General features: G+C 57.9%; 21 protein-coding genes, 2 tRNA genes and 1 pseudogene. 12 read left to right on the top strand and 12 right to left on the bottom strand.

Annotation, left to right across the window (positions count from 1 at the left end):
- Positions 1 to 133: 133 nt before the first annotated feature.
- The 3 genes from CFBP1590_RS19500 (at position 134) to CFBP1590_RS19490 (ending at position 2045) form a co-directional block, all read left to right on the top strand.
- Complete coding sequence (locus tag CFBP1590_RS19500; protein WP_004879273.1) at positions 134 to 616, top strand: hypothetical protein; 483 nt, start codon at positions 134 to 136, stop codon at positions 614 to 616.
- 76 nt (positions 617 to 692) lie between these two features.
- Entirely contained in the window at positions 693 to 1481 is a 789-nt protein-coding gene (locus tag CFBP1590_RS19495; RefSeq protein WP_025994934.1) for a class II glutamine amidotransferase, read from the top strand.
- Positions 1482 to 1520: 39 nt separating this feature from the next.
- Positions 1521 to 2045, top strand: coding sequence for a DUF2937 family protein (locus tag CFBP1590_RS19490; protein WP_088235768.1), 525 nt, complete (start codon positions 1521 to 1523; stop codon positions 2043 to 2045).
- A 167-nt stretch (positions 2046 to 2212) separates the two neighbouring features.
- Here the strand turns inward: CFBP1590_RS19490 and CFBP1590_RS19485 are convergent, their stop codons facing one another.
- From CFBP1590_RS19485 to CFBP1590_RS19475, 3 genes are all read right to left on the bottom strand, one after another.
- The gene (locus CFBP1590_RS19485; protein WP_162999625.1) at positions 2213 to 2935 is read right to left on the bottom strand and encodes a WbqC family protein; all 723 of its coding nucleotides are present in this window, start codon (positions 2933 to 2935) and stop codon (positions 2213 to 2215) included.
- 192 nt (positions 2936 to 3127) lie between these two features.
- Entirely contained in the window at positions 3128 to 4306 is a 1179-nt protein-coding gene (locus tag CFBP1590_RS19480) for a vWA domain-containing protein (protein ID WP_004879282.1), read from the bottom strand.
- A gap of 39 nt (positions 4307 to 4345) precedes the next feature.
- Positions 4346 to 5191 carry an AAA family ATPase gene (locus CFBP1590_RS19475; RefSeq protein ID WP_004879284.1) on the bottom strand — a complete coding sequence of 282 codons (846 nt, stop codon included), beginning with the start codon at positions 5189 to 5191 and terminating at the stop codon, positions 4346 to 4348.
- Between the two features lie 200 nt (positions 5192 to 5391).
- Here CFBP1590_RS19475 and CFBP1590_RS19470 point away from each other — a divergent pair, with 200 nt between their 5' ends.
- Together CFBP1590_RS19470 and CFBP1590_RS19465 are read left to right on the top strand one after the other, a co-directional pair.
- Positions 5392 to 5622 carry a DUF4160 domain-containing protein gene (locus tag CFBP1590_RS19470; protein WP_080665171.1) on the top strand — a complete coding sequence of 77 codons (231 nt, stop codon included), beginning with the start codon at positions 5392 to 5394 and terminating at the stop codon, positions 5620 to 5622.
- Complete coding sequence (locus CFBP1590_RS19465) at positions 5619 to 6104, top strand: DUF2442 domain-containing protein (protein WP_162864838.1); 486 nt, start codon at positions 5619 to 5621, stop codon at positions 6102 to 6104. Before CFBP1590_RS19470 ends, CFBP1590_RS19465 begins: the two co-directional genes overlap by 4 nt.
- On the opposite strand, the gene CFBP1590_RS19460 is transcribed toward CFBP1590_RS19465, so the two are convergent.
- Positions 6101 to 7171, bottom strand: coding sequence for an AsmA family protein (locus CFBP1590_RS19460; RefSeq protein WP_025994940.1), 1071 nt, complete (start codon positions 7169 to 7171; stop codon positions 6101 to 6103). The two genes, CFBP1590_RS19465 and CFBP1590_RS19460, sit on opposite strands and share 4 nt — an antisense overlap.
- 126 nt (positions 7172 to 7297) lie before the next feature.
- Here CFBP1590_RS19460 and cysK point away from each other — a divergent pair, with 126 nt between their 5' ends.
- The 4 genes and pseudogenes from cysK to CFBP1590_RS28555 all read left to right on the top strand — a co-directional run bounded on the left by cysK (position 7298) and on the right by CFBP1590_RS28555 (position 9965).
- Positions 7298 to 8272, top strand: a complete 975-nt coding sequence (gene cysK, locus CFBP1590_RS19455) for a cysteine synthase A (protein ID WP_088235765.1) — start codon at positions 7298 to 7300, stop codon at positions 8270 to 8272.
- A gap of 166 nt (positions 8273 to 8438) precedes the next feature.
- Entirely contained in the window at positions 8439 to 9377 is a 939-nt protein-coding gene (locus CFBP1590_RS19450) for an aspartyl/asparaginyl beta-hydroxylase domain-containing protein (protein ID WP_088235764.1), read from the top strand.
- Positions 9378 to 9454: 77 nt separating this feature from the next.
- Positions 9455 to 9616: pseudogene (locus CFBP1590_RS27980) on the top strand (isocitrate dehydrogenase kinase/phosphatase AceK regulatory subunit); the annotation flags it as partial.
- A gap of 73 nt (positions 9617 to 9689) precedes the next feature.
- Entirely contained in the window at positions 9690 to 9965 is a 276-nt protein-coding gene (locus tag CFBP1590_RS28555) for a bifunctional isocitrate dehydrogenase kinase/phosphatase (RefSeq protein ID WP_122417847.1), read from the top strand.
- Positions 9966 to 9998: 33 nt separating this feature from the next.
- Here CFBP1590_RS28555 and CFBP1590_RS19440 read toward each other — a convergent pair whose 3' ends face one another.
- Positions 9999 to 13472, bottom strand: coding sequence for a hybrid sensor histidine kinase/response regulator (locus CFBP1590_RS19440; RefSeq protein WP_088235763.1), 3474 nt, complete (start codon positions 13470 to 13472; stop codon positions 9999 to 10001).
- A gap of 222 nt (positions 13473 to 13694) precedes the next feature.
- Here CFBP1590_RS19440 and CFBP1590_RS19435 point away from each other — a divergent pair, with 222 nt between their 5' ends.
- On the top strand, positions 13695 to 15569 hold the full coding sequence (locus CFBP1590_RS19435; protein WP_069143949.1) for an MFS transporter: 1875 nt from the start codon (positions 13695 to 13697) through the stop codon (positions 15567 to 15569).
- Positions 15570 to 15694: 125 nt separating this feature from the next.
- Here CFBP1590_RS19435 and CFBP1590_RS19430 read toward each other — a convergent pair whose 3' ends face one another.
- Both CFBP1590_RS19430 and rdgC read right to left on the bottom strand, forming a co-directional pair.
- Positions 15695 to 16669 carry a bile acid:sodium symporter family protein gene (locus CFBP1590_RS19430; RefSeq protein WP_058433079.1) on the bottom strand — a complete coding sequence of 325 codons (975 nt, stop codon included), beginning with the start codon at positions 16667 to 16669 and terminating at the stop codon, positions 15695 to 15697.
- An 84-nt stretch (positions 16670 to 16753) separates the two neighbouring features.
- A complete protein-coding gene (rdgC, locus tag CFBP1590_RS19425) occupies positions 16754 to 17674 on the bottom strand; it encodes a recombination-associated protein RdgC (protein WP_004879325.1) in 921 nt (306 codons plus the stop codon).
- Positions 17675 to 17845: 171 nt separating this feature from the next.
- Between rdgC and CFBP1590_RS19420 the strand changes: the two genes are divergently transcribed.
- Positions 17846 to 17921 (top strand) — tRNA-Val (locus tag CFBP1590_RS19420).
- A 21-nt stretch (positions 17922 to 17942) separates the two neighbouring features.
- Positions 17943 to 18019: transfer RNA gene (locus CFBP1590_RS19415), tRNA-Asp, on the top strand.
- A gap of 301 nt (positions 18020 to 18320) precedes the next feature.
- Here the strand turns inward: CFBP1590_RS19415 and CFBP1590_RS19410 are convergent.
- From CFBP1590_RS19410 to CFBP1590_RS28295, 5 genes are all read right to left on the bottom strand, one after another.
- Entirely contained in the window at positions 18321 to 19385 is a 1065-nt protein-coding gene (locus CFBP1590_RS19410; RefSeq protein WP_029241960.1) for a LacI family DNA-binding transcriptional regulator, read from the bottom strand.
- Between the two features lie 118 nt (positions 19386 to 19503).
- Positions 19504 to 21783, bottom strand: a complete 2280-nt coding sequence (locus CFBP1590_RS19405; RefSeq protein ID WP_029241959.1) for a TonB-dependent receptor family protein — start codon at positions 21781 to 21783, stop codon at positions 19504 to 19506.
- Between the two features lie 58 nt (positions 21784 to 21841).
- Positions 21842 to 22246, bottom strand: coding sequence for an ExbD/TolR family protein (locus tag CFBP1590_RS19400; protein ID WP_004879328.1), 405 nt, complete (start codon positions 22244 to 22246; stop codon positions 21842 to 21844).
- Between the two features lies 1 nt (position 22247).
- On the bottom strand, positions 22248 to 22949 hold the full coding sequence (locus CFBP1590_RS19395) for a MotA/TolQ/ExbB proton channel family protein (RefSeq protein WP_004879329.1): 702 nt from the start codon (positions 22947 to 22949) through the stop codon (positions 22248 to 22250).
- A gap of 8 nt (positions 22950 to 22957) precedes the next feature.
- Positions 22958 to 23764, bottom strand: a complete 807-nt coding sequence (locus CFBP1590_RS28295) for an energy transducer TonB (protein WP_080665186.1) — start codon at positions 23762 to 23764, stop codon at positions 22958 to 22960.
- Between the last annotated feature and the right edge of the window lie 14 nt (positions 23765 to 23778).

Raw genomic sequence — 23778 nt, 5'->3', positions numbered from 1 at the left:
CGGGGCTCTCTTTTAAAGTGGCAATCAGATGAATTATGAAGACACGCTGCGCCGATTGAACAACCCAGGCAAGCCGGGCCAGTGAAAAGCCGTTATCATAAGCGCCTCTTTACCTGCCTTGCCAACGGACGACATGACCGAGAACGACTATCTGATCGCCTGGAGCCTCTACGCCTTCGCCGCGCTGGGCTGCCTGTTGGTATGGTTTCTGATGACCGGCTGGATGTGGCGCTACCTCAAGGAGCCGCTGCGTGTCATCGCCGCCGTGTTGCTGCTCACACCGACGCTGGTTGATCCTCTCAAGGACGCTTACGCTCCGGCAGTTGCCATCACTGCGCTGGACCTGATGTTCAAGGTAGGCAGTAACGTCTGGACCGCCGTTTCCGATCTGGCGATGTACGGCATGTTCGCCTTCGGTGCTTACCTGCTGTTCGTGCTCATTCGCTGGCCGATCGAAAGAAGCCGCAAGGCGCGTCAACCCGCGCCGGTTGCAGAACCTGTCGATACAGACGCCGAAGACGATCCGTTTGCCAGTGACGAGCGTTACGCTCGCAAGCCCGCTGCACCGTCTCCTGCCACGTCGGCACGCGGCGCACGGGTCGAGCCGCGTCTGTAGCGTCCCGCTTCGTTGGCCTGCGCTGCAACGTGCAGCGCATGACTGCTGCAAAACGTCCTGAAGCGAGAACCTGAACATGTGTGAACTACTGGGCATGAGCGCCAATGTCCCGACCGACATCGTTTTCAGCTTTACCGGGCTGATGCAGCGGGGCGGCAAGACCGGCCCGCATCGTGACGGCTGGGGCATTGCTTTCTACGAAGGCCGAGGCCTGCGCCTGTTTCAGGACCCGGCCGCCAGCTGCGAGTCGGAAGTCGCGCAACTGGTGCAACGTTACCCCATCAAAAGCGAAGTCGTGATTGGCCACATTCGTCAGGCCAACGTCGGCAAGGTCTGCCTGTCCAACACGCATCCTTTCGTGCGCGAGCTGTGGGGCCGGAACTGGTGTTTCGCTCACAACGGCCAATTGGCCGAATTCAGTCCGAGTGTCACCTTCTATCGACCCGTGGGTGATACTGACAGCGAAGCGGCATTCTGCGACCTGCTCAACCGTGTGCGTGAAGCGTTTCCCGAGCCGGTCGAAGTCGAGCAACTGCTGCCGACGCTGATCCAGGCCTGCACCGAATACCGCAGCAAAGGCGTGTTCAATTGCCTGTTGAGCGACGGCGACTGGCTGTTCTGCTTCTGCAGCACCAAACTGGTCCAGATCACCCGACGCGCACCCTTCGGTCCGGCCCGATTGAAGGACGTTGACGTGATTGTCGATTTTCAGGCGGAAACCACGCCGCATGATGTGGTCACAGTCATTGCCACCGAGCCGTTGACCGCGAACGAAAACTGGAACGCTTACGAGCCGGGCCAGTGGAGTCTGTGGCGCAAGGGCGAATGTGTCTGCAAGGGTTCGACCGAACCGGTCATGCCATAAGCGCACGGTCACACGGAATTCAACGCAAGAGGGATGTTCATGCTGCGAAGTTATCTGCGATTGGTCCTGTTCACGGCGGGTCTGCTGTTCGGCGTTCAAGTGCCCGGCTTCATCAGTGACTACAGTAAGCGTGTAGAAGCGCACCTGATCGAAGCCCAGCAAGCGATCAAGGGCTACAACAACACCGCTGCGCAGTTCTTCAAGGGCGATATCCAGGCGCTGATTCAGCACTATCGCAGCAGTGAAGACCCGGTGTTTCGCAGCGATGCCGACAACATCGAGACCTTGCTGACCCGCACCCACGTGCTGGAGCGTCAGTGGCTGGGGTTGCAGGGACCGTGGTATTCGCGGGCCTTCTATGTCGCCACGTCGTCCGATCCCTATATCCGTCGCGAGACCTTCAACGGCTACACCTGGCAAGTCTTGCTGGCCCCTGAAGTCATCGCCTGGGGCATCATCAGCGCATTGCTGCTGGCGCTGGTGATCGAAAGCCTTGTGCTGTTGCTCGGCTGGGTCGTGAACGGCGGACGTCGCAAGCCGCAGCTGGAAAGGGACTGGCGCTAGGCGTCAGTCTGGTTCTCACCCAAACAGGAGAAAGCCCATGGGCAGCCTGTTATTGAACTGTGATGTCGGCGTCCAGCGTATCTGCGCAGCCCTTGGCGAGCCGTCGGCTGAGCAGAACCGCATCAAACTGTAAAACACATGAAACATGGGTGATGCTGCTGGGCCGATCATGGGGCGGCCCTTGTTTCATTGCGTATATAAGCCAGCACTGTTTCAGGATCGTTCCACATCAAAACGTCCAGTATCGAAAGATTCTCGATAAAGTCGAAAGGTGCCACCACGTTATAACTGAGTGAAGAGGGCTCCAGGAAGCGAAGTTCGATACTGCGTTCCTGCCATTCGCCAGGAACAAATATATCGCGGCCGCCCGTGGCGTTGATATATTGGCGAGCTTCCATCAAGGTGCTGATTTCCAGTGCCCACTGTCCTGCATGCTCAATGACTGGCAAGTCAAACTTCATCTCGGAACAGGCTTTCCAGTTGAACGGCAGACCCAGATAATCACACACCACTTTCAATGAGCGTGTATTCAAATCGCTGATATGAGTAATGTCCGGTGAGTCGAAGGTAAGGTCGATCAACTGTATCACCTGCCTGAAGTACGGCGCCTTGCAGCGATAGTGTTCCAGCTGGTTTCTGATGCGTGTGTGGGCGGCGCTGCAATCGGTGATCGTGGCGTCCTTGATCAGCGTCCCGTCTCTGGCGCTGACCGGGACCTTTATGTACTGCCACCCCCCGTAGCCGTCCAGTACCCGGTTGCGGTTCATCCAGCTCTTGCGTTTGTATTTGACGATGTCGAAGACCAGTCCGCGCTCCACTGCGGCAATAAGCTGGAAGTAACCAATATACGGAAAAAAATAAGGTTGCATGATCCCGAGCGTTTCAATCATAAGTAACCCGCGAAGTCGCGACGGTTGCTCAGGCAAAACGATGGAGTAACGGCAGAACGACTTACTCAGTCAGCACATGACCGTCTGAATGGATGTCAGAAACCTGAGCGTAGTTCGAAGTTACAAAATGAACGTGCTGTTGGTCGGGTTGAAAAAAGCCAGTCGATGACTGGCTTTTTTACACTGACATCCTTACTTGGCCAGGTAGCGCATGCTTTCTTCCAGGCCGCGGAGTGTCAGCGGATACATGTGGTCTTCCACCAGATCGCGGACGATATGGGTCGAGGCTGTGTAGCCCCACGTGTCTTTCGGGTAAGGATTGATCCAGACGATCTTCTTGAATTTGGCCATGAAACGCTGCATCCACACATAGCCTGCTTCTTCGTTCCAGTGCTCGACACTGCCGCCGGGCTGGGTGATTTCGTAAGGCGCCATCGAAGCGTCGCCGATGAAGATCACTTTGTAGTCCGCGCCGTACTTGTGCAGCAGGTCCTGGGTCGAGGTCCGCTCCGAGCCGCGGCGCAGGTTGTTCTTCCACACCGATTCGTACACGAAATTGTGGAAGTAGAAATACTCCATGTGCTTGAACTCGGTCTTGCAGGCCGAGAACAGCTCTTCGCAGACCTTGACGTGTGCGTCCATCGAACCGCCGATGTCGAACAGCAGCAGCAACTTGATGGTATTGCGCCGCTCGGGGCGCATCTGGATGTTCAGCAGGCCGGCATCGCGGGCGGTGTGGTCGATGGTGCCGTCGATGTCCAACTCGTCCGCTGCGCCCTGACGAGCGAACTTGCGCAGGCGGCGCAAGGCAACCTTGATATTGCGCGTGCCCAGTTCCACCTGATCATCCAGGTTCTTGTACTCGCGCTGATCCCAGACCTTTACCGCCTTGCCCTTGCGTTCGCCTGCGTCGCCGACCCGGATACCTTCGGGGTTGTAACCGCCCGAGCCGAACGGGCTGGTGCCGCCGGTGCCGATCCATTTATTGCCACCGGCATGGCGTTCCTTCTGTTCTTCCAGGCGTTTCTTGAACTCTTCGATCAACTTGTCGAGGCCGCCCAGTGACTGGATCTGCGCCCGTTCTTCTTCGCTCAGAGAGCGTTCGAACTCCTTGCGCAGCCAGTCTTCAGGGATCAGTGCCTGCAAGTGATCGTCGAGCTTTTCCAAGCCATTGAAGTAGGCCCCGAACGCCCGGTCGAACTTGTCGAAATGGCGCTCGTCCTTGACCAGAATAGTGCGTGCCAGAAAGTAGAACTCGTCAATGTCGGCAAAAATGACCCGCTGTTTCAGCGCATTGATCAGGTCCAGCAACTCGCGCAGGGACACCGGCACCTTGGCCGCGCGCATTTCGTTGAACAGGTTGAGCAGCATGGCTGTCGCCCTTTTTCGTAGCAGGGTAAATGAAGAGGATCAGCGATTGCCGCGACGGCTCATGAACGCCAGTCGCTCCAGCAATTGCACGTCCTGTTCGTTCTTGACCAAGGCGCCGGCCAGCGGCGGAATGGCCTTGGTCGGATCGCGCTCGCGCAGCACCGCTTCGCCGATGTTGTCGGCCATCAGCAGCTTGAGCCAGTCCACCAGTTCAGAGGTTGAAGGCTTTTTCTTCAGGCCAGGCACCTTGCGCACGTCGAAGAACACGTCCAGTGCTTCGCTGACCAGGTCTTTCTTGATAGTGGGATAGTGGACGTCAACGATGCGCTGAAGCGTTGCGCGGTCCGGAAAGGCGATGTAATGGAAGAAGCAGCGACGCAGAAAGGCGTCCGGCAGCTCTTTTTCGTTGTTCGAGGTAATGATGATGATCGGGCGCTGCTTCGCCTTGATGGTCTCGTCGATTTCGTAAACGTAGAACTCCATCTTGTCGAGTTCCTGCAACAGATCGTTGGGAAACTCGATGTCGGCCTTGTCGATTTCGTCGATCAGCAGGATCACGCGCTCTTCGGACTCGAAGGCTTCCCAGAGCTTGCCCTTCTTCAAGTAGTTGCGCACGTCGTGAACCTTGTCCACGCCCAGTTGCGAGTCACGCAGGCGGCTGACGGCATCGTATTCGTAAAGCCCCTGATGGGCCTTGGTGGTCGACTTGATGTGCCAGGTGATCAGCCGGGCACCGAATGACTCGGCCAGTTGCTCGGCAAGCATGGTCTTGCCGGTGCCGGGCTCACCCTTGACCAGCAGCGGACGCTCCAGAGTAATCGCCGCGTTGACCGCAAGCTTCAGATCGTCGGTGGCGACGTATGCCGGGGTGCCTTCAAACTTCATCGATGAATCCTCTCGCAGGCCATGCGGGGCGAAGAGCCCGCACGCTGTAATAGTGGCGAATATGCCCAGACTATAACGTGCGTACCGGACCCCTGTGAACGCAGACGCCCCATTCAGTTCTTGAATGGGGCGTCACGGTTTGACTGCGCAAAATTGTAACGCAGGCTTCAGGTATCGCTAATTTGGCGATACCATGCGGCATGTCTACCAAGCACAGATTCAGGGATAAATACAGAATTCAGCTCAGGGAGAAAGATCATTTGCCACCGCACGTCCATTTGACTGGAGGTGGGCTGGATGTACTGATCGGTCTGGAAAGGATAGAAGTCCTTAAAGGTCACGCCCCGGCTGCTGTTTTGAAGGAAGCGCTCGAATGGATACGTATTCACCGTGAAGCACTGATGGAGGACTGGAGACGATGGCATCCATGAAACGACCCCGTCTCAAACATGTTCAGGCCTTGCCCGATTACCGTCTTGCCCTGACATTTATCAATGATCAGCAGTTGATACTCGATATGAGTCAGGACCTGCATGCCTGGCCAGGGCTTCATCTCTTGAAGGATCCCGATGCATTCGCCAGCGCGCAGGTGGGCGATGATGGCTGGACGGTCGAGTGGCCGGAGCCCGACATCCAGATAGGTGCGGATACTTTGTATCTTGACGCTCAGGCGCAGGCTGCAACTGATGAGAACACACGAATTTTCATAGGCTGGCGTGCGCGTACCGGTTTGCCTTTGTCGCAGGCCGCGCAAGCGCTGGGTGTCAGCACGCGGAGCATCACTCGTTACAGCAATGCGCGCGAAGCGACACCTCGTACACTGGCGCTCGCATGCCTTGGATGGGACGCGCTCCAGCAGCCCTCAAAGGCTGCCGAAAATACAGGCGTTTATCGTGCGGACAAGAAAGACTAGGAATCCTTGCTGCTCTCATAACGCGCATTGAACGCCTGTACGAATGCGTTACGCAGAATCTGCCAGAACGCCTGAAGGCCGCTGATGTCCTGCTGGTTGACGCTGCCGCTCAGGTCGACACGGGTGGCGAACTGGTTCTGGCGCTGGTTTTTCAGCACGGTTTCGCTGGTACCGACCAGCGCTTCCCAGATCGAGCGAAACACGCCCTTGTCCTTGTCTTCGACGTCCTGGTGCCAGTTGAACACGTCGACGTTGCGCAGCAGCGGTTTGATGTAGCCGCTCAACTGGCCTTTGTCGGCCTGAGCCTCGATCACGAGGTCACCGTTGCCCGCATTGAAGTCGAACTTGCCGTAGGCCGATGAGAAGTCGTTGAGCCTTTTCAGCTGAATGCCGGTCGCTCTGAGGCGAAAGTCGAAATCCTGAAAGTTGTTGAACGGGTCGAAGCGGGCGGTGCTTTCCAGCTTGGCGTGCCCCAGCAGGCGCGCCTTGCCTTCGAAGCTGGCGTCACGATTGCCTTCGACATCTACCACGTTGGTCAGGTTATAGAAGCTGGCGTTGACCTGGTCGGCCTCGATTTTCACCTTGGGCGTGGAGTTGAAGTTGTTGAAGGTAATCCGTCCGTTGCCAATGCGCACTTCGTTGAGGGTTACAGGCAGGAGCTTGTTCAACTGGGTGCGCCAGTCTGTGCCCTGACCGGTCTGGGACGCCTGCTTGTTGTTGCCGCCATCGACGAAGTTGATTTCCGGGTCGATAAATAAAACCTCGGCGACGACGGCGTGGTCGTACCAGAGTGAATGCCAGCTGACCGCCAGCTCGATGATCGGCGCTTTCACGAACGGCACGGGCACTTTGCCGTCGACTTTGACGATGTTCAGCCCTTTGATCCGATACGCACCCCGCCAAAGGGCCAGATCCACGTCAGTGACCTGACCGCGGTAATCACCCATGTCGGCGAGTTTGTCATTCAGGTAGTCACGCACCAGATAGGGCAGGGCAATGTTGATCCCGATCAGCAGAATGACCAGAGCGGCCAGCGTCCATAGCGGCCAACTGTAGCGACGTTTCATGACACGAGTCTCCGGTTGCAGTGAAGGGTTGACTGCGTTCGGCAGCATCGGTTCGGTGATACTGGACGCCCAACCGCTGGCGGCATAGGCTTTATTTATTTAACCGATGTGCACAAGGACATCTTCATGAGCCGTATTTACGCTGATAACGCCCATTCCATCGGTAACACGCCGCTGGTGCAGATCAACCGCATCGCACCGCGCGGTGTCACGATTCTGGCCAAGATCGAAGGGCGTAATCCGGGCTACTCGGTAAAATGCCGCATCGGCGCCAACATGATCTGGGACGCTGAAAGCAGCGGCAAACTCAAGCCGGGCATGACCATCGTCGAGCCAACCTCTGGCAATACCGGTATTGGTCTGGCGTTCGTCGCGGCGGCGCGGGGCTATAAGCTGATGCTGACCATGCCTGCCTCCATGAGCATAGAGCGTCGCAAGGTGCTCAAGGCGCTGGGTGCCGAACTGGTCCTGACCGAGCCTGCCAAAGGCATGAAAGGTGCCATCGCCAAGGCTGAGGAATTGCTCGCTGGCAACCCTGAGCAGTACTTCATGCCCGGTCAGTTCGAGAACCCGGCCAACCCGGCGATTCACGAGAAGACCACAGGCCCTGAAATCTGGAACGACACCGACGGCGCAATCGACGTGCTGGTGGCAGGCGTGGGCACGGGCGGTACGATCACCGGCGTGTCGCGCTACATCAAGCACACCGCACGCAAGCCGATTCTGTCGGTGGCGGTCGAGCCGGACAGCTCGCCGATCATTACCCAGGCCATGGCCGGTGAAGAGATCAAGCCCAGTTCGCACAAGATTCAGGGCATCGGTGCCGGTTTCATCCCGAAAAACCTCGACCTGTCATTGGTCGACCGGGTTGAACGGGTGACCGATGACGAGTCCAAAGCCATGGCACGTCGCCTGATGCAGGAAGAAGGCATCCTGTGCGGTATTTCCTGTGGTGCGGCGATGGCCGCGGCCGTGCGTCTGGCCGAGAAACCGGAAATGCAGGGCAAGACCATCGTGGTGATACTGCCGGATTCCGGCGAACGCTACCTGTCGAGCATGCTGTTCAGCGACCTGTTCACTGACCAGGAGCTGTCGCAGTAACACATCTTGGGCAGTGCGTGCTTCATGCGGACGGTTCAAGGGTTTATGATGGCCACCTTTTCAGCGCCAGATGATCGTTACAGGTCATCTGGCGTTTCTGGTCCTTCACATTGACCGACTGTTGGCGTTACGTTCAGCGTTGTCTGCCCGCTCCAAGGAGAGTTTCATGACCCTTTCATTTGCTGCCAAGGCATTGATCCTGATGCTTTTCCTGGGCAGCACGCTGTACGTGCATCTGCGCGGGCAGGCCCGGTTGCCGTTGCTGCGTCAGTTCGTGAACCATTCGGCGCTGTTTGCGCCCTATAACGCGCTGATGTACCTGTTTTCCCGCGTGCCGTCCAAGCCATACCTGGATCGCAGCAAGTTTCCCGAGCTCGATGTGCTCAAGGACAACTGGGAAACCATCCGTGATGAAGCGATGCATCTGTTCGACGAAGGCTATATCCGCGCCGCCGAGAAGAACAACGATGCCGGTTTCGGTTCGTTCTTCAAGAAAGGCTGGAAGCGTTTCTACCTGAAATGGTACGACAAGGCGCTGCCTTCGGCCGAAGCGCTGTGTCCGAAGACCGTTGCGCTGGTCAACAGCATTCCCAACGTCAAGGGTGCGATGTTTGCCCTGTTGCCGGGTGACAGCCACCTCAATCCACACCGCGACCCGTTTGCCGGTTCCCTGCGCTATCACCTGGGCCTTTCCACGCCCAACTCCGATGATTGCCGGATCTTCGTTGATGGCAAGGAATACTCGTGGCGTGACGGCGAAGACGTCATGTTCGACGAGACTTACGTGCACTGGGTCAAGAATGAAACGACCCAGACCCGCGTGATTCTTTTCTGTGACATTGAGCGTCCGCTGACCAACCGTCTGATGACCCGCCTGAACCGCAGCGTCAGCGCCTTTCTGGGCCGTGCCACCGCACCGCAGAACCTGGACGACGAGCGCGTTGGTGGCATCAATCAGGCGTACGCGTTCAGCAAGCGTTTCAGCGATGGCTTCAGTGGCAAGGTCAAGCAGTTCAAACGCAGCAACCCCAAGGCCTACCGCGTGCTGCGCCCTGTGCTGGCGGTGCTGGTCCTGACCTTGTTGGGGTACTGGCTGTTCGGTTGAAAAAACGCCTGTCCAGTCAGAGGTCGGCGCGGGTTACAGACTGATGCTCATGTGGAGGTCCTTGCATGTCGCAGCCTCAGACCCATGCCGATCTCGCGAACGATCTGCCGCGCCTCGATGCCCAGTTGCATGCCAGCCTGCCGGACTGGGTGTGCAAGGACCCGGCGCTGACCGTCGAGCTGTTCTCGTCGGTGTTCTACCGCAACAAGGGTGCGTATCTGGTGGGACGGATCTCTACGATGACGACGAAATCTGCCCACTGATCGACGTCCACTTCCGGCGCATTCCGGAACCCGCGCCCCGGAGGATGAAATGGCTTCCGAGCCCTGGTATTCCATCGGTCCGCTGGACGTGTTTCCTGAAAAGTTTGCCCCGTTTCTGTTTGCCAACATGACCCTGCGCCACATTCGAGAGCGGACGCGGAGCGTCCTGGGAGGCATTCCAGAGCGTGGGAACGATCAGATCGGCGCAGCGGCAGTTGATGGGTGTGATCAGTCCGCCTCTACACTGATCGTGCCCATCGCTCCGCGTGGGCATGCCGCCCGTGACGCTCCGCGTCACAAATGGCACAGATGCCGTAATCAGTGAGCCGAACACATGGCTCAATTCATCTTTTCGATCTCAACTCAAGCTCACATGCCGACTCAACAACGCGCGCAATGCCGCAGGCTTGACCGGCTTGGGCAGATAATCGAGCCCGGCGGCGTGCACCTGAGCGATCAGTTCGGGGCGCCCGTCGGCGCTGATCAACACGCCCGGCACCGGCTGGCCGAGTCGCGTTCTCAGCCAGGCCATCAGCTCAGTGCCGGTTTCTCCATCGTCCAGGTGATAGTCCACAAGCGCGATCTGCGGATGGACACCATTGTTCAGCAAGACCTCACATTCCTGACGATTGCGCGCAGTCCATACCTGACAGCCCCAGCGCGACAGCAGGCTGTTCATGCCGATCAGGATGCTGTCCTCGTTATCGACGCAGAGCACCTGCGTGCCATTCAAGGCCGGACGATTTATCTCCACCAGTTTGGCAGGCATCGGCGTCTGTGCCGACGCGAGCGGCACCTGCACGCTGAACACGCTACCTTTCCCGGTCCAGGAACGAACCTGCAACGGATGCTCGAGAATACGACACAGGCCATCAGCAATCGCCAGGCCCAACCCAAGGCCTTTGGCGGCGTGAGTCTGATGGCTGTCCAGACGCTTGAACTCCTCGAAAATCACCTGGCGCTTGTCTTCGGGAATTCCCGGTCCGCGATCCCATACCTCCAGGCTCAGGTGTTCACCCTGACGCCTCACACCCAGCAGGATCGGCCCGCTGGCATAACGAAATGCATTGGTCAGGAAGTTTTGCAGCACGCGGCGCAGCAGCTTGATATCGCTGTCCACCCGCAACGCACTACCCCTGACCCGAAACTTCAGGCCTTGCTCCTGCGCCAGTGCCTTGAATTCCGCGCCGAGCGTGTCGAACAGCGCGTTGAGCGGGAAAGGCTGGCGGTCCGGGGCGATCTTGCCGTTTTCGATGCGCGAGATATCCAGCAGGTCGCTGATCAGGTCTTCGGCTGAACGCAACGAGCTGTCCAGATGCTGGATCAACTGCTGGGCGTCGCTGGAAATGCCGTCTTCCTGATGTGAGAGCGCGGCGGAGAACAGGCGGGCGGCATTCAGTGGTTGCATCAGGTCATGGCTGACCGCTGCCAGAAAACGGGTCTTCGATTCGTTGGCCGCTTCGGCCGTGCCTTTGGCTTCGGTCAGTGCCTGGTTCAGTTGCGAGAGTTCCTGAGTACGTTCGGTCACTCGCTGCTCAAGGCTTTCATTGACGCCCTTGAGCGCCTGTTCGGCCGCGCGGAACGCGGTAATGTCGGTAAAGCTCATGACAAAACCGCCACCGGGCATCGGATTGCCGATCAGCTCGATCACCTGTCCGTTGGGGAACAATCGCTCTGACGTGTGCGCCCGACCCTGACGCATCCAGTGCAGACGCCGCGCCACGTGCACTTCGGCCTCACCGGGTCCGCACAATCCGCGTTCGGCGTTGTAGCGGATGATGTCGGCAATCGGTCGGCCCACGCCAATCAGGCCTTCCGGGTAATTGAACAGCTCCAGATAGCGATGATTCCAGGCCACCAGTCGCAGCGACTGATCGACCACGCTGATGCCCTGGGTAATGTTCTCGATGGCGCCTTGCAGCAGAGCACGGTTGAACTGCAGTACCTCGGAGGCTTCGTCGGCGATGCGCACCACGTCTTCGAGCTGCATGTCCCGACCTTCGATGGCTGCCTTGACCACCGCACGGGTCGACGAGGTGCCGAGCACACCGGCCAGCAGACGTTCGGTGTGGGCGATCCAGTCGCCCGTGGCGTTCTGGTTGGGGTTGAAGCTCTTGCCCTGACGGTAGGCAAAACGGGTGAAGCTCTGTCGGGCACGTTCTTCCCCGACAAAGCGTGCTGACAGGCTGAGCAGGTCCTCGATCTGCACCGCCAGCAATGGCCGCATGTAGGCGCGCCCCTGGGTTTCCTGACCGATGAAGCGACCTGCCTGCCAGTGTTCGGTCACCCGCGTGCGCGACAGCATCGACACCCAGGCGAACAGCGTGCAGTTGCCAGCCATCGACAGCAGTACGCCCTGGGTCATTGGCGTGATCGGCAAATCCAGCGGGTTGCTGTGCAGCCAGGCCAGCAGTGGAAAAGCGTGCAGCGACCAGCCCATACCGTGGGCAGCGACCGGCAGGACCAGCGTATAGAACCAGATGAAAATCCCGGCAGCCAGACCCGCGAACACACCGCGGCGGTTGGCCTGCTTCCAGTACAGCGCGCCGAACATCGCAGGCGCGAGCTGGGTGATGGCCGCAAAGGCGATCTGGCCGATGGTCGCCAGGCTGGCGGTGGAGCCGAGCATCCGGTAACTGACGTAGGCGAGCAGCAGAATCATCACGATGCTGATACGGCGCACCGAGAGCATCCAGTGCCGGAACGCTTCGAACGGTCGCTCGGTATTCTTGCGGCGTAGCAGCCATGGCAACAGCATGTCGTTGGAAATCATGGTCGAGAGGGCGACGCAAGCCACGATCACCATGCCGGTTGCAGCCGACGCGCCGCCGATGAATGCCAGCAGTGCCAGCGAAGGATGTGCATGGGCCAGCGGCAGGCTGATCACGAAGGAGTCGGGCAGCATCGAGTCAGGCAGCAGCATCTGCCCGGCCAGCGCGATAGGCACCACGAACAGCGCGGCCAGCGCCAGATAGGCCGGAAACACCCACTTGGCCAGATTCAGATCCTGCGGCTCGATGTTCTCCACCACCGTGACGTGAAACTGCCGGGGCAGGCAGACAATCGCCATCATCGCGACGCCGGTCTGCACGAACATCGACGGCCAGTTGATCGTGTCCTGCCAGTATTCTTCAAGGCGCGGCGCCAGCTTGGCCTGGTTGAACAAGTCATCGAAGCCGTCGTACAGCCCGAAGGTCACGAACACTCCGACGGCCATGAACGCGAACAGTTTCACCAGCGCCTCGAAGGCAATCGCCAGCACCATGCCGCGATGGTGTTCGGTCACGTCCAGATTGCGTGCACCGAACACGATGGTGAACAGCGCCAGAATCAGAGAAACCACCAGAGCCGTGTCCTGTGCGCGGGTGCCGGTGGAGTCGGCCACGGCTCCGATCAGAATATTCACCCCCAGCACAATGCCTTTCAGCTGCAGCGCAATGTACGGCAGCATGCCGATCAGGCAGATCAGCGCGACCATGACTGCCAGCGACTGGGACTTGCCGTAGCGCGCCGCAATGAAGTCGGCAATCGACGTGATGTTTTCCTGTTTGCTGATCAGCACCATCTTTTGCAGCACCCACGGCGCCAGCACCATCAGCACGATCGGACCCAGGTAAATCGGCAGGAACGACCACAACTGTTCGGCTGCCTGACCCACGGCGCCAAAGAACGTCCAGCTGGTGCAATAGACCGCCAGCGACAGGCTGTAGACCCAGGCACGCATGGTCGGGCGCAGCGATGCGCTGTAGCGGTCGCCATAAAAGGCAATGGCAAACATGATTGCCATATAGGACAGGGCAACGGCGGCGATCAGCCCGCTGGACAGCGACATATCGGATTCCAGAATGTATCGACAGCACGCAGTCTCGCACGACGGCTGCACTTCGTCTTTCTCGACCAAGGTCGAGCGTGGCGGGGTGTCGCAGCCGAGGCAATCGCCTCGGCGCGCTTCAAAGCAGGAAATATCCTATCGACATTCTCAGGCGTTGCGTCTTCAATGTGCCTCGGATTGGCGGCGACGCCAGTGTGCCCAAGCCTCTCAGGACCACGGACGATGAGCCAGCAGTCACAATTCAGCCTTCTAGGGAAACGGCGCTTCCTGCCGTTTTTCGTTACGCAGTCCCTCGGGGCGTTCAATGACAATGTGTTCAAGCAGTCATTGATCCTCGCCATTCTTTATAAGCTGGCCATCGATGGGGATCGTTCGATCTACGTCAACCTGTGCGCCTTGCTGTTCATTCTGCCGTTCTTTCTGTTCTCGGCGCTGGCCGGGCAGTTCGGCGAAAAATACCCGAAGGACGCGCTGATCCGGATCATCAAGTTCGGTGAAATCGTGATCATGGCGGTGGGAGCCGCAGGCTTTTTGTTCAATCACCTGTGGATGATGCTGGCGGCGTTGTTCGCGATGGGCACGCATTCCGCGCTGTTCGGCCCGGTGAAGTATTCGATCCTGCCGCAGCACCTGCGCGAGACCGAGCTGGTCGGCGGCAACGCGCTGGTCGAGATGGGCACCTTCCTGGCGATTCTCGCAGGCACCATCAGTGCCGGGGTGATGATGTCTTCCACGCACTACGCATGGATCGTCTCGGCGGCCATCGTGCTGATCGCCTGCCTGGGCTTTCTGGCCAGTTTCGGTATCCCGAAGGCGGCGGCTGCCTCGCCTGAAATGAAGCTCAACTGGAATATCTTCACCCAGTCCTGGGCCACGCTGCGCATGGGATTGGGGCAGACGCCTGCGGTGTCGCGCTCGATTGTCGGCAACTCATGGTTCTGGTTCGTCGGAGCGATCTATCTGACGCAAATCCCGGCGTACGCCCAGGAATGGATGTACGGCGATGAAACCGTGGTGACGCTGATCCTGACGGTTTTCTCGGTCGGCATCGCACTGGGTTCGTTGCTCTGCGAGCGCCTGTCCGGGCACAAGGTCGAGATCGGCCTGGTGCCGTTCGGCTCCATGGGGATCACGATTTTCGGTCTGCTGCTGTGGTGGCATTCGGGCGGCTTCCCGCAAAACGTACAGGCCAACGACTGGCTGGCTATCCTGAGTGACGGGCAAGGCTGGTGGGTGTTGTTCGACATCCTCGGCATCGGCGTTTTTGGCGGTTTCTATATCGTGCCGCTGTATGCACTGATTCAGTCGCGCACTCCGGAAAAAGAGCGTTCACGGGTCATTGCGGCCAACAATATTCTCAACGCGCTGTTCATGGTGGTGTCGGCGATTGTCTCCATCCTGTTGCTCAGCTTCGCCAAGCTGACGATTCCACACCTGTTTCTGGTGGTGTCGTTGCTGAACGTGGCGGTCAACGTCTACATCTTCAGGATCGTGCCTGAGTTCACCATGCGCTTCCTGATCTGGCTGCTGGGTCATTCGATGTATCGGGTCGAGCACCGCAACCTGAACCTGATTCCCGATGAAGGCGCGGCGCTGCTGGTCTGCAACCACGTTTCATTTGTCGATGCGCTGTTGATCGCGGGGTCGGTCAGACGGCCGATCCGTTTCGTCATGTACTACAAAATCTATCAATTGCCGGTGCTCAACTTCATCTTCCGCACGGCCGGTACCATTCCGATTGCCGGTCGTAACGAAGACATGGAAATCTACGAGCAGTCCTTCAAGCGCATTGCGCAGTATCTGGCTGAAGGCGAACTGGTGTGCATCTTCCCGGAAGGCAAGCTGACCACGGATGGTGAAATCAGCGGCTTCAAGAGCGGCATGACGCGCATTCTTCAGGAAACGTCGGTGCCGGTGATCCCCATGGCCCTGCAGGGCTTGTGGGGCAGCTTCTTCAGTCGTGACCCGGAGAAGGGATTGTTTCGCCGTCTGTGGTCACGTGTCGTGCTGGTGGCCGGTGCGCCTATCGCTGCAGATGCCGCCGCGCCGGTGGATGTGCGGGAGCAGGTGAAGGCATTGAGAGGAGCGGGACGCTAGGGTTTGTGGTCCGTTAACGGACTGTGGGAGGCGGCTTGCCGGCGATGCATTTTCTGACGCGACCTATCAGTGACTGAACTGACGCCATCGCCGGCAAGCCGCCTCCCACAGGGGTATGTATTCAGTCAGACACTTTCGTTTGGTCCCGTTTTGCGCGCTACCACCTCGCTTTCTTCCTCCGGCATCTTCCTGAAATACGTCGAGAGCAACGCACCGGAAATGTTGTGCCAGACGCTGAACAGCGCGCTCGGCACTGCCGCCAGTGGCGAGAAGTGGGCGCTGGCCAGTGCGGCGCCGAGCCCTGAGTTCTGCATGCCGACTTCCAGCGCCAGCGACTTGCGCTGTGGCAACGGCAGCTTGAACACCTTGCCGGTGAAGTAGCCCAGCAGAAAGCCGAACGTATTATGCAGAATCACCACAGCCATGATCAGCAGGCCGGACTCGGCGATCTTCGCCTGACTGGCGGCGACCACCGCGCAGACGATCATCACGATGCTCACCACCGACACCAGCGGTAACACGTCCACCGCGTAGCTGACCCGCGCGCCCAGCAGGCGCTGCGCCAGAACACCGAGCACGATCGGCAGCATCACCAATTGCAGGATCGACCAGAACATATCCATGAAGGACACCGGCAACCAGGCCGACGCCAGGAACCAGATCAGCGTCGGGGTCAGCAGCGGGGCGAGCAGGGTGGTGACAGCGGCAATGGCCACCGCCAGCGCCAGGTCACCCTTGGCCAGCCACGCCATGACGTTGGACGATGTGCCACTCGGGCAGCAGCCCACCAGAATCACACCGACAGCGATTTCGGGCGGCAGCTGGAACACTTTGCACAACAGCCATGCCACGCCGGGCATGATGACAAAGTGCGCGACTACACCCAGCGCCACGCGCCAGGGGTTACGCGCGACTTCTGAGAAATCCTCAAGCTTCAGGGTCAGGCCCATGCCGAACATGACCAGACCCAGCAACGGAACGATCCAGCCTTTGAGGCCGATGAATACCTGGGGAAACACAAACGCCAGAATGGCGAACAGCAGCACCCAGTACGCAAAGGTGTTACCGACAAAACGACTCAAGGCGGCAAGAGCGCGCATGGTCTGCTCCTTCTTTTTGTAAGTGCCAAATGAATGCGCCGTCTATCAAGACGGCGCCGTGCTTCGGTTCATTCGCGGGAGGTGTCAGATACCCTGAGGTATTTCTTCGCCGCCCAGCGCTTCGAACAGCTCTGGCAGGAACTCGCCAAAGGTCAGCATCATCAGGGTGAAGCTGGCATCCAGTTGTCCCAGTGCCTCGTCGCCGCCGTCCTGTTCAGCCTGATCCTGCAACAGATCTTCGAACTTCAGACGCTTGACGACCATTTTGTCGTCCAGCACGAACGACAGTTTGTCCTGCCAGGCCAGCGACAGTTGAGTGACGACCTTGCCAGTGCTCAGGTGCAGCTGGATTTCGTCGCCAGTCAGGTCCTGACGCTTGCAGCGCACGATGCCGCCGTCTTCGTGGGTGTCGCGCAGTTCGCACTCGTCCAGCACGAAGAAGTTGTCGGCCGCTTTCTGGGTCTTGACCCAGTCGGTCATGGTCGCGCTTGGCGATACCTTGACGGTCAATGGGCGAACCGGCAGCGAGCCGATGACTTCGCGCAATGTCGACAGCAGGTCTTCGGCGCGTTTCGGGCTGGAAGCATTGACCAGAATCAGACCTTGCTTGGGCGCGATGGCGGCGAAGGTGGCCGAGCGACGAATAAAGGCGCGCGGCAGGAAAGCCTGGATGATTTCATCCTTGAGCTGATCACGTTCCTTCTTGTAGACCTTGCGCATCTGCTCGGCTTCGATCTCTTCGACCTTTTCCTTGAGCGCGTCACGTACGACGCTGCCCGGCAGAATGCGTTCTTCCTTGCGTGCAGCGATCAGCAGGAAGTCCTGGCTGACGTGTACCAATGGAGCCTCTTCGCCCTTGCCGAATGGCGCGACGAAACCGTAAGTGGTCAACTCCTGGCTGGCACAGGCGCGAGCCGGTTTGGTCGCCAGTGCAGTCTCCAGCGCCTCGGCGTCAAAAGGCAGATCCTGGGTCAGGCGATAGACAAGCAGGTTTTTGAACCACATGAGGTGAATCTCTCCTTCCATACAAAGGGGGGCATTATTCGCTGCTCTGCCTCCGGGGCCAAGCCTGCACGGAGCCTTTGTAAGCCTTTGGAAGGATTATAAAAATTATTTAAAAAATTACTTGCCAGAGTAAAGGTCGCTCCGTAGAATGCGCGCCACACCGAGAGTGAAGGGTGATTAGCTCAGCTGGGAGAGCAGCTGCCTTACAAGCAGCGGGTCGGCGGTTCGATCCCGTCATCACCCACCAAACTCTCTCTTAGTGTTACGCGCAGCGGTAGTTCAGTCGGTTAGAATACCGGCCTGTCACGCCGGGGGTCGCGGGTTCGAGTCCCGTCCGCTGCGCCATATTCCGCTTCAAGGCCCTTGAACTCCTTGAAGCAAAAAGAAAGCCCGCCTAGTGCGGGCTTTTTGCTTTCTGTCTTTCCACTGTCCACGGTTTTTTAAGTAGCCCTTCAAGTACACCGCTGGCGCAATCATCTTAGATGATTTCTTGATTGAGCAAGCCAAGCTCACCAGCAGGTCTAACGGACCGCCAACAACATATTTGAAACGATTTTTAATCGCCAGCTTTCGTGGTGACGCTCAGGAAAAACTGAGCGCAACGGCATGCGGGTACCTGCTCCAAAACGCTGGTCTTTATTAAAAATCAGCCGATCAAACGTCGTGTGCTGTCCCTGATGATGATTTTTGCCGGGAAAATCATCTGCGCGGAGTCGTTGACGGAAAGTCCGGTAAGCGTTTTAAGCAGAAGTTCTATCGCTGTCGTGGCCATCTCAAACAGTGGCGAGTCGACGCTGGTGAGGGTGGGGATGCTGAAGTCGTCATATTGCATATTGTCGAATCCGACCACGCAGATATCGTGGGGGACTCGCAGGCCTAAATCGTACAAGCCTTTGAGGGCCCCCAGTGCCATACGATCGCTGGCAAAAATCATTGCATCCGGACGGGTGATGCCCGCGCATAACTGTTGCGCTACGCGAAGTCCACTGGCCATGGACCAGTCACCGGCGATGTTCCAGTGTTCGTTTACCAACAGGTTATGTTTGCTCACCCCCTCCTGATAACCCAGATAGCGTTCGTCGATATCTTGATTGGTGTGACCCTCTCTTTCACCCGCGATGAAAGCGATCTTGCGACACCCAACACTGTGAAGGTGGTCAACGAGTTGCGCAGTGGCGAGCCTGTTGGCCTGCGCAACATACATAAAGTTCGGGTCTATGGTGCCAAAAAGAACAATCGGTACATTGTTGCGGCTGAGTTCTATCAGAACGGGATGATCGGGCTGCTCAACCACCGCAACGATGCCGACGATGCTGCCTGAACGGTAAAGCTCGAGTATTTCTTCGACTGCCGGTGCTTGATGTGCTGAGGGTTTACGTTGCAGAAGCGAATAACCCACCTCGTCCGCAGCCAGGCCAAGCGACTGAATCACGCTGTTCCAGTAGGTGTCCTGAATCTGTGGCGAACGATTGTCATAGGCGGCGCGCTCGCCGAAAAATATACATGCGACCGTTTTTATTGGAATATTTCTCAGGGAACGAGCAGCCACGCTGGGTACGAAATTCAATTCGCGGATCACGTCCTGAACCTTTGCCAGGGTTCTCTTGGCGACTTTTTCAGGATGGTTTATAACCAGCGATACGGTCTGGAAGCTCACCCCGGCTGCTTGCGCCACGTCCTTTATGGTGATCCTTTTTACTTTGCTTTGCATTGCTGTTCCCTGGTAGACGCCGTCTTGGCAGAGGCTCTGATCTTAAACGGCCAGGCTTGACGCAAGGCGCAATTCTACCGAAGCACGCCTTGTGTGCAACCTGTACTCAGGAGCAGCGTTACAGGCGGGTACTCAACGTGACGAAGGCACTGCGCGGCGAGCCCACTTTTAAAATCTGTAGATTGCCGGCCGGGTCGGTGGCGGCGCTGGAGTCGGTATTGATCGTCGAGATATAGCGACGATCAAAGAGGTTGACGAGATTGAGTGACAGCGTTGTGTCTTTCAAGTCACCGAACCTGCCGAAGTCATACCCCATGTTGGCGTTGGTGACCCAATAGGCGTCGACGCTGGAGTCGTTGGTATAGGTGTAATAGCGCTTGTCCATGTAATTGGTTTGCACCCCTGCGTTCCAACGATCCCATTGCCAGTCAAGGCTACTTGAGAGCATCCATCGTGGGGCGTCGATCACGTCTTTGCCCTTGACTGCGACCACCGTGCCGTTGCTGCTGTAGTTATCTTCATAAAGGCTACGGTTATAGGTCATGGTGTTAGACCAGCGCCAGTTCGGGTCGGGGGTCAATGCCAGCGAGAGTTCAACACCACGGCTGCTGACGGCACCGACGTTGGCGACGCCGTTTTGGCAAATCACGATACCTGTGCAGTTGGCAATGGCCAGTAAACGGTTATCGAAGCGGGTCCCATAAAGTGCGGCGGAAGCGGCGTAGAGCGGGGTGCTACGGCGCATACCCAACTCGACGGTTTTCGAGGTTTCCGGTTTCAGGTCCTTGAAGCCATTCAGTGCATTCAACGTGGTCTGGCTGGTGTACAGCGGGCTGGATGTACCGCTGGGGAAGGCCGCCATGTTTTGCGCATAGGAGGCGAATATTTCATCTTGATCATTAAGCTTGTAGGTGGCACCGATCTGCGGAAGAAAATTGTCCTTGGCCTGGAGCGAACCGCTGGCCGAAGTGCCCGAGCCTTTGACCGTTGAATGGGTCACAACGTGTTTGGCGCCGTATTCAAGTTTGAGGCGGTCGTCCAGTAGCGTCCAGGTGTCACGAATATAGAATTGACGGGTCAGGTCGTTATAGTCTTGGGACTGGATCGTTGCTGCGAGGGGCAGGCCCGTGACTTCCACAATACCGCTCTGCGGGGCTGCGCCCGTCGTATCGAACAAGTAACGGTCGGCTGAGTTCTTGTTGGATTGTACCCAGACTCCGGCTTGTACTACGTGTTCTCCGACGTAGTAAGACAAGGCGCTTTGAAAGCCGGTCCGGTCGATGCCATAAAAAGTGCTTCGGATTGAGTTGCTGGGAACCGTGGTCGACCCGCTGGTATAGACAAACGGGTAGTAGGAGTTACCGGCACCCGAATCGTGATGGTGGTACACGGTCGTATCCAGTATCAGGGCGTCGCTTAATGTAAACGTGCCACTGAGGATATCGAGTTCGTCATTTCGCAAGTTGCTTGAGTTGTACAAGGCATCGCTCACACTGGTGACGCCACCGCTGAATTTGCCATTGGCCGCGTTGACCGCACGCTGCCAATCGGGGGCGTAGTTGGTCCAGTTGTAGCCGAGTCTGTCGATCTGACTTTTTGACAGCGACGGAATCGTGGACTCTTTATATTCCGATCGGCTGTGATAAAAACTCAAATGGTGACCGTCAACGTCGTAGGTGAATTTGGCGTTCAGTGCGTTGGAGCGTTGTGGGCTGTCACCTTTCCAGGCGTTGGCGTCATAGTTCTCGGCGGCAACGTAAGCGGCCAGGCCTTTGTACTGGCCCGTATCGGCGCGCAGAAAAGTACGCGTGGTGTCGTAGCTGCCCAAGGTTTGCGACAAGCGCAGTCCCGGCGTTTGATCAGGGTTGGCACTGGTGAATTGCAGGGTCCCGCCCAGATCGCTGTTGGAGGCCGTGCCTAACGCCCCTGTGCCTTCGGCAACTTCGGTACTTGCGATGTTTTCCGGAATGATTGCGCGGTTGATCGTCAGACCGTTGAAGTTGCCAAAGCTCATATCACCCAAGGTCACGCCATCTAGTGTGTAGCCCAGGTGATGCATGTCGAAACCGCGCAGACTGATACGTTGACTTCCCAACTCTCGACCCAGTGGGTCGCTGGATTGGAAGTTGACGCCCGGCAGGCGTTGCAGCACTTTCATTGGGTTGCTGCCCGCCGCGTAGGCTTTGGTGTCTTGTTCAGTGACGCGATGAACCTGACGGGTTTCGCCCTGGCCGATGACCGACACGGTGCCCAGGGTAGTGGCCGTTGCGCCGGGCTCTTGCGCAGTATCAACGGCGTCGGCTTTCACATGGCTAACTTGAAATATAGGCAGGATCAGGGCGATTTTCAGGCAAGCGGCGGGTAGCCGTTGCCAATTCAGCATCGGTTTAACATTCATGTTACTCGTGTCCTTTCAGGTCGCTGGACAGCGACGAAGTGCTGGCTTGGGGTTGGCGTCAGGGTGTTTCTGTTATCACCGACAACTGGGTAATACCGGCATTGCGAACGTCCGCTAATACCTGGGCAACCTTTCCATATTCAGCGCTGCGGTCCGCGCGCAAGGTGATCGCGATGTCAGGCTCCTGTTGATGCAGGTTTAGCAATGTCGCCGGTAGCTGATCCATCGACGTAATGTTTGCGTCCAGAAATACCTGGCCCGTCGCATCCACGCTAACGGCGACCGCATGTTGTTGCGTCGCCTCCCCGGTAGCGACAGTCTCTGGCAGGTTCAAGGCAATAGCGTTGGTCAGCAGGGGGGCAGTGACGATAAAGGTCACCAGCAAGACCAGCATGACGTCGACCAGCGGAGTGATATTGATATCACTGATGACATCGTCAGTTTGATTGTTTGAAAACGCCATTTTATATAACCCCGCTTAATGCGCTGTTTTCTGTGCTGCGGTTTATTGAGGTTGGCCGCTGCAGTTGAAATGCATGCACCTGTGAGAGATTGAGAAACTCGACCGCAAATTTATCCAGATCAGCAACCAGCAGTTTCACGCGACGCATGAAGAAGTTGTACGCAAGTACTGCGGGTACCGCGACGGCGATACCGACCCCGGTGGCAATCAAGGCTTCGCCAATAGGCCCTGCGACGACCGCTATACTCGCGGACTTGGCCGTGCTGATAGCGCTCAGCGCATGAATGATGCCGAAGACCGTACCAAACAAGCCGATAAAAGGTGCGGTGCTGCCAATGCTTGCCAGCCAGCCGAGGCCGCTTTCCATCTCTCGTCGTTCATCGACAATCAATTGGTGCAGATTACGCTCCAGCAAGTCCTGGCGATTCCAGGGGTGACCCAGTTCGCTCATGCCTTGTCGAGTCGTCAGCACCTGTGCGCCAGTGGCTCCCAAGCGTGCGGCGGCACTACCGTTCTGCTCTAGGTTCAGTGCGTTTTCAAGGCTGCCGGCGGCTTTGAACGCTCGTATATAGTCGCGGCTCTTTCGACTTTGCTTCCATTGGTTCAGGCCCTTGAGCATCAGCAATAGCCAGGTGATCACGGAGAAGAACAGCAGGATCCCGAGGGATGTCTGGGTAATGAGGGTGGCGTAGGCGTTATTCATAAGGAACCTCAGTTTGAAAGTTTGAAGGCGAGAGGAACGTTGACCCAGCCATCCGTGGCGACTTCTCCGCGCTTGGCGGGCATGAATGTCCATTGATTGACGGCCTTGATTGCCGCCTGATCCAGGCTGTCGAATCCGCTCGATGTGAACACCTGGACTTGCTCAGGATGACCGTCGGCCCGTACATGAACTCGCAGCACCACAACACCTTGCTGGTGCAATCGAGCTGCAATGGGGGGATAAGTCGGTGGTGGGTTATTCAGGTAACCCGCGCGTCCGTAAGGCCCCACCAGCGCCTGCTCCGGCGCGGGGGCGGGAGGCTTGGCGATGGCTGTCTGTTGCGGAGCCGCCACCTCTTTGCCGGGCTGCTCTGTGTGCTGGCTTTGTGGCGGTGCTTTATTGGCTGCAGCGGGCTTTTTCGCGGCAGGCTTCGGCGTCGGTTTTGCGGGTTGCGGTGCCGGAGTCGAGACCGCCGGTGTCGCTTCGGGAGGCGGGGGGGCCGCCGCCGGTTCAGTTGGCGCTGATGCGTTTATGGGTGGCGCTATGGGTGGCGCTACTAATTGCATGACCACGGGTAGCGGTGCCGGGATGACTTCACTGTCGGCAGGACTTTGGAACAAAAACCATCCCACTAAACCGTGGCCTGCCATCGCCAACAGCAGACACAGCAAAATCTCCCTGCGGTGGTAGTGCGTCACGACCGTCGTTGATAGTTTTGTCGGTTCGTTATTCGCCAGGACGAACGCTGCCTTGGCCACAATGGGCGCTTGATAATAATCCGGGCTGGGGCGCCGGCATGGACTGAACGATGGCATATGCATGCTCGCTG

The organism is Pseudomonas viridiflava (assembly GCF_900184295.1).
Classification (GTDB): domain Bacteria; phylum Pseudomonadota; class Gammaproteobacteria; order Pseudomonadales; family Pseudomonadaceae; genus Aquipseudomonas; species Aquipseudomonas viridiflava.
Note: the sequence above shows the minus strand (reverse complement) of the source record. Positions and strands in the feature narration are given on the sequence as shown.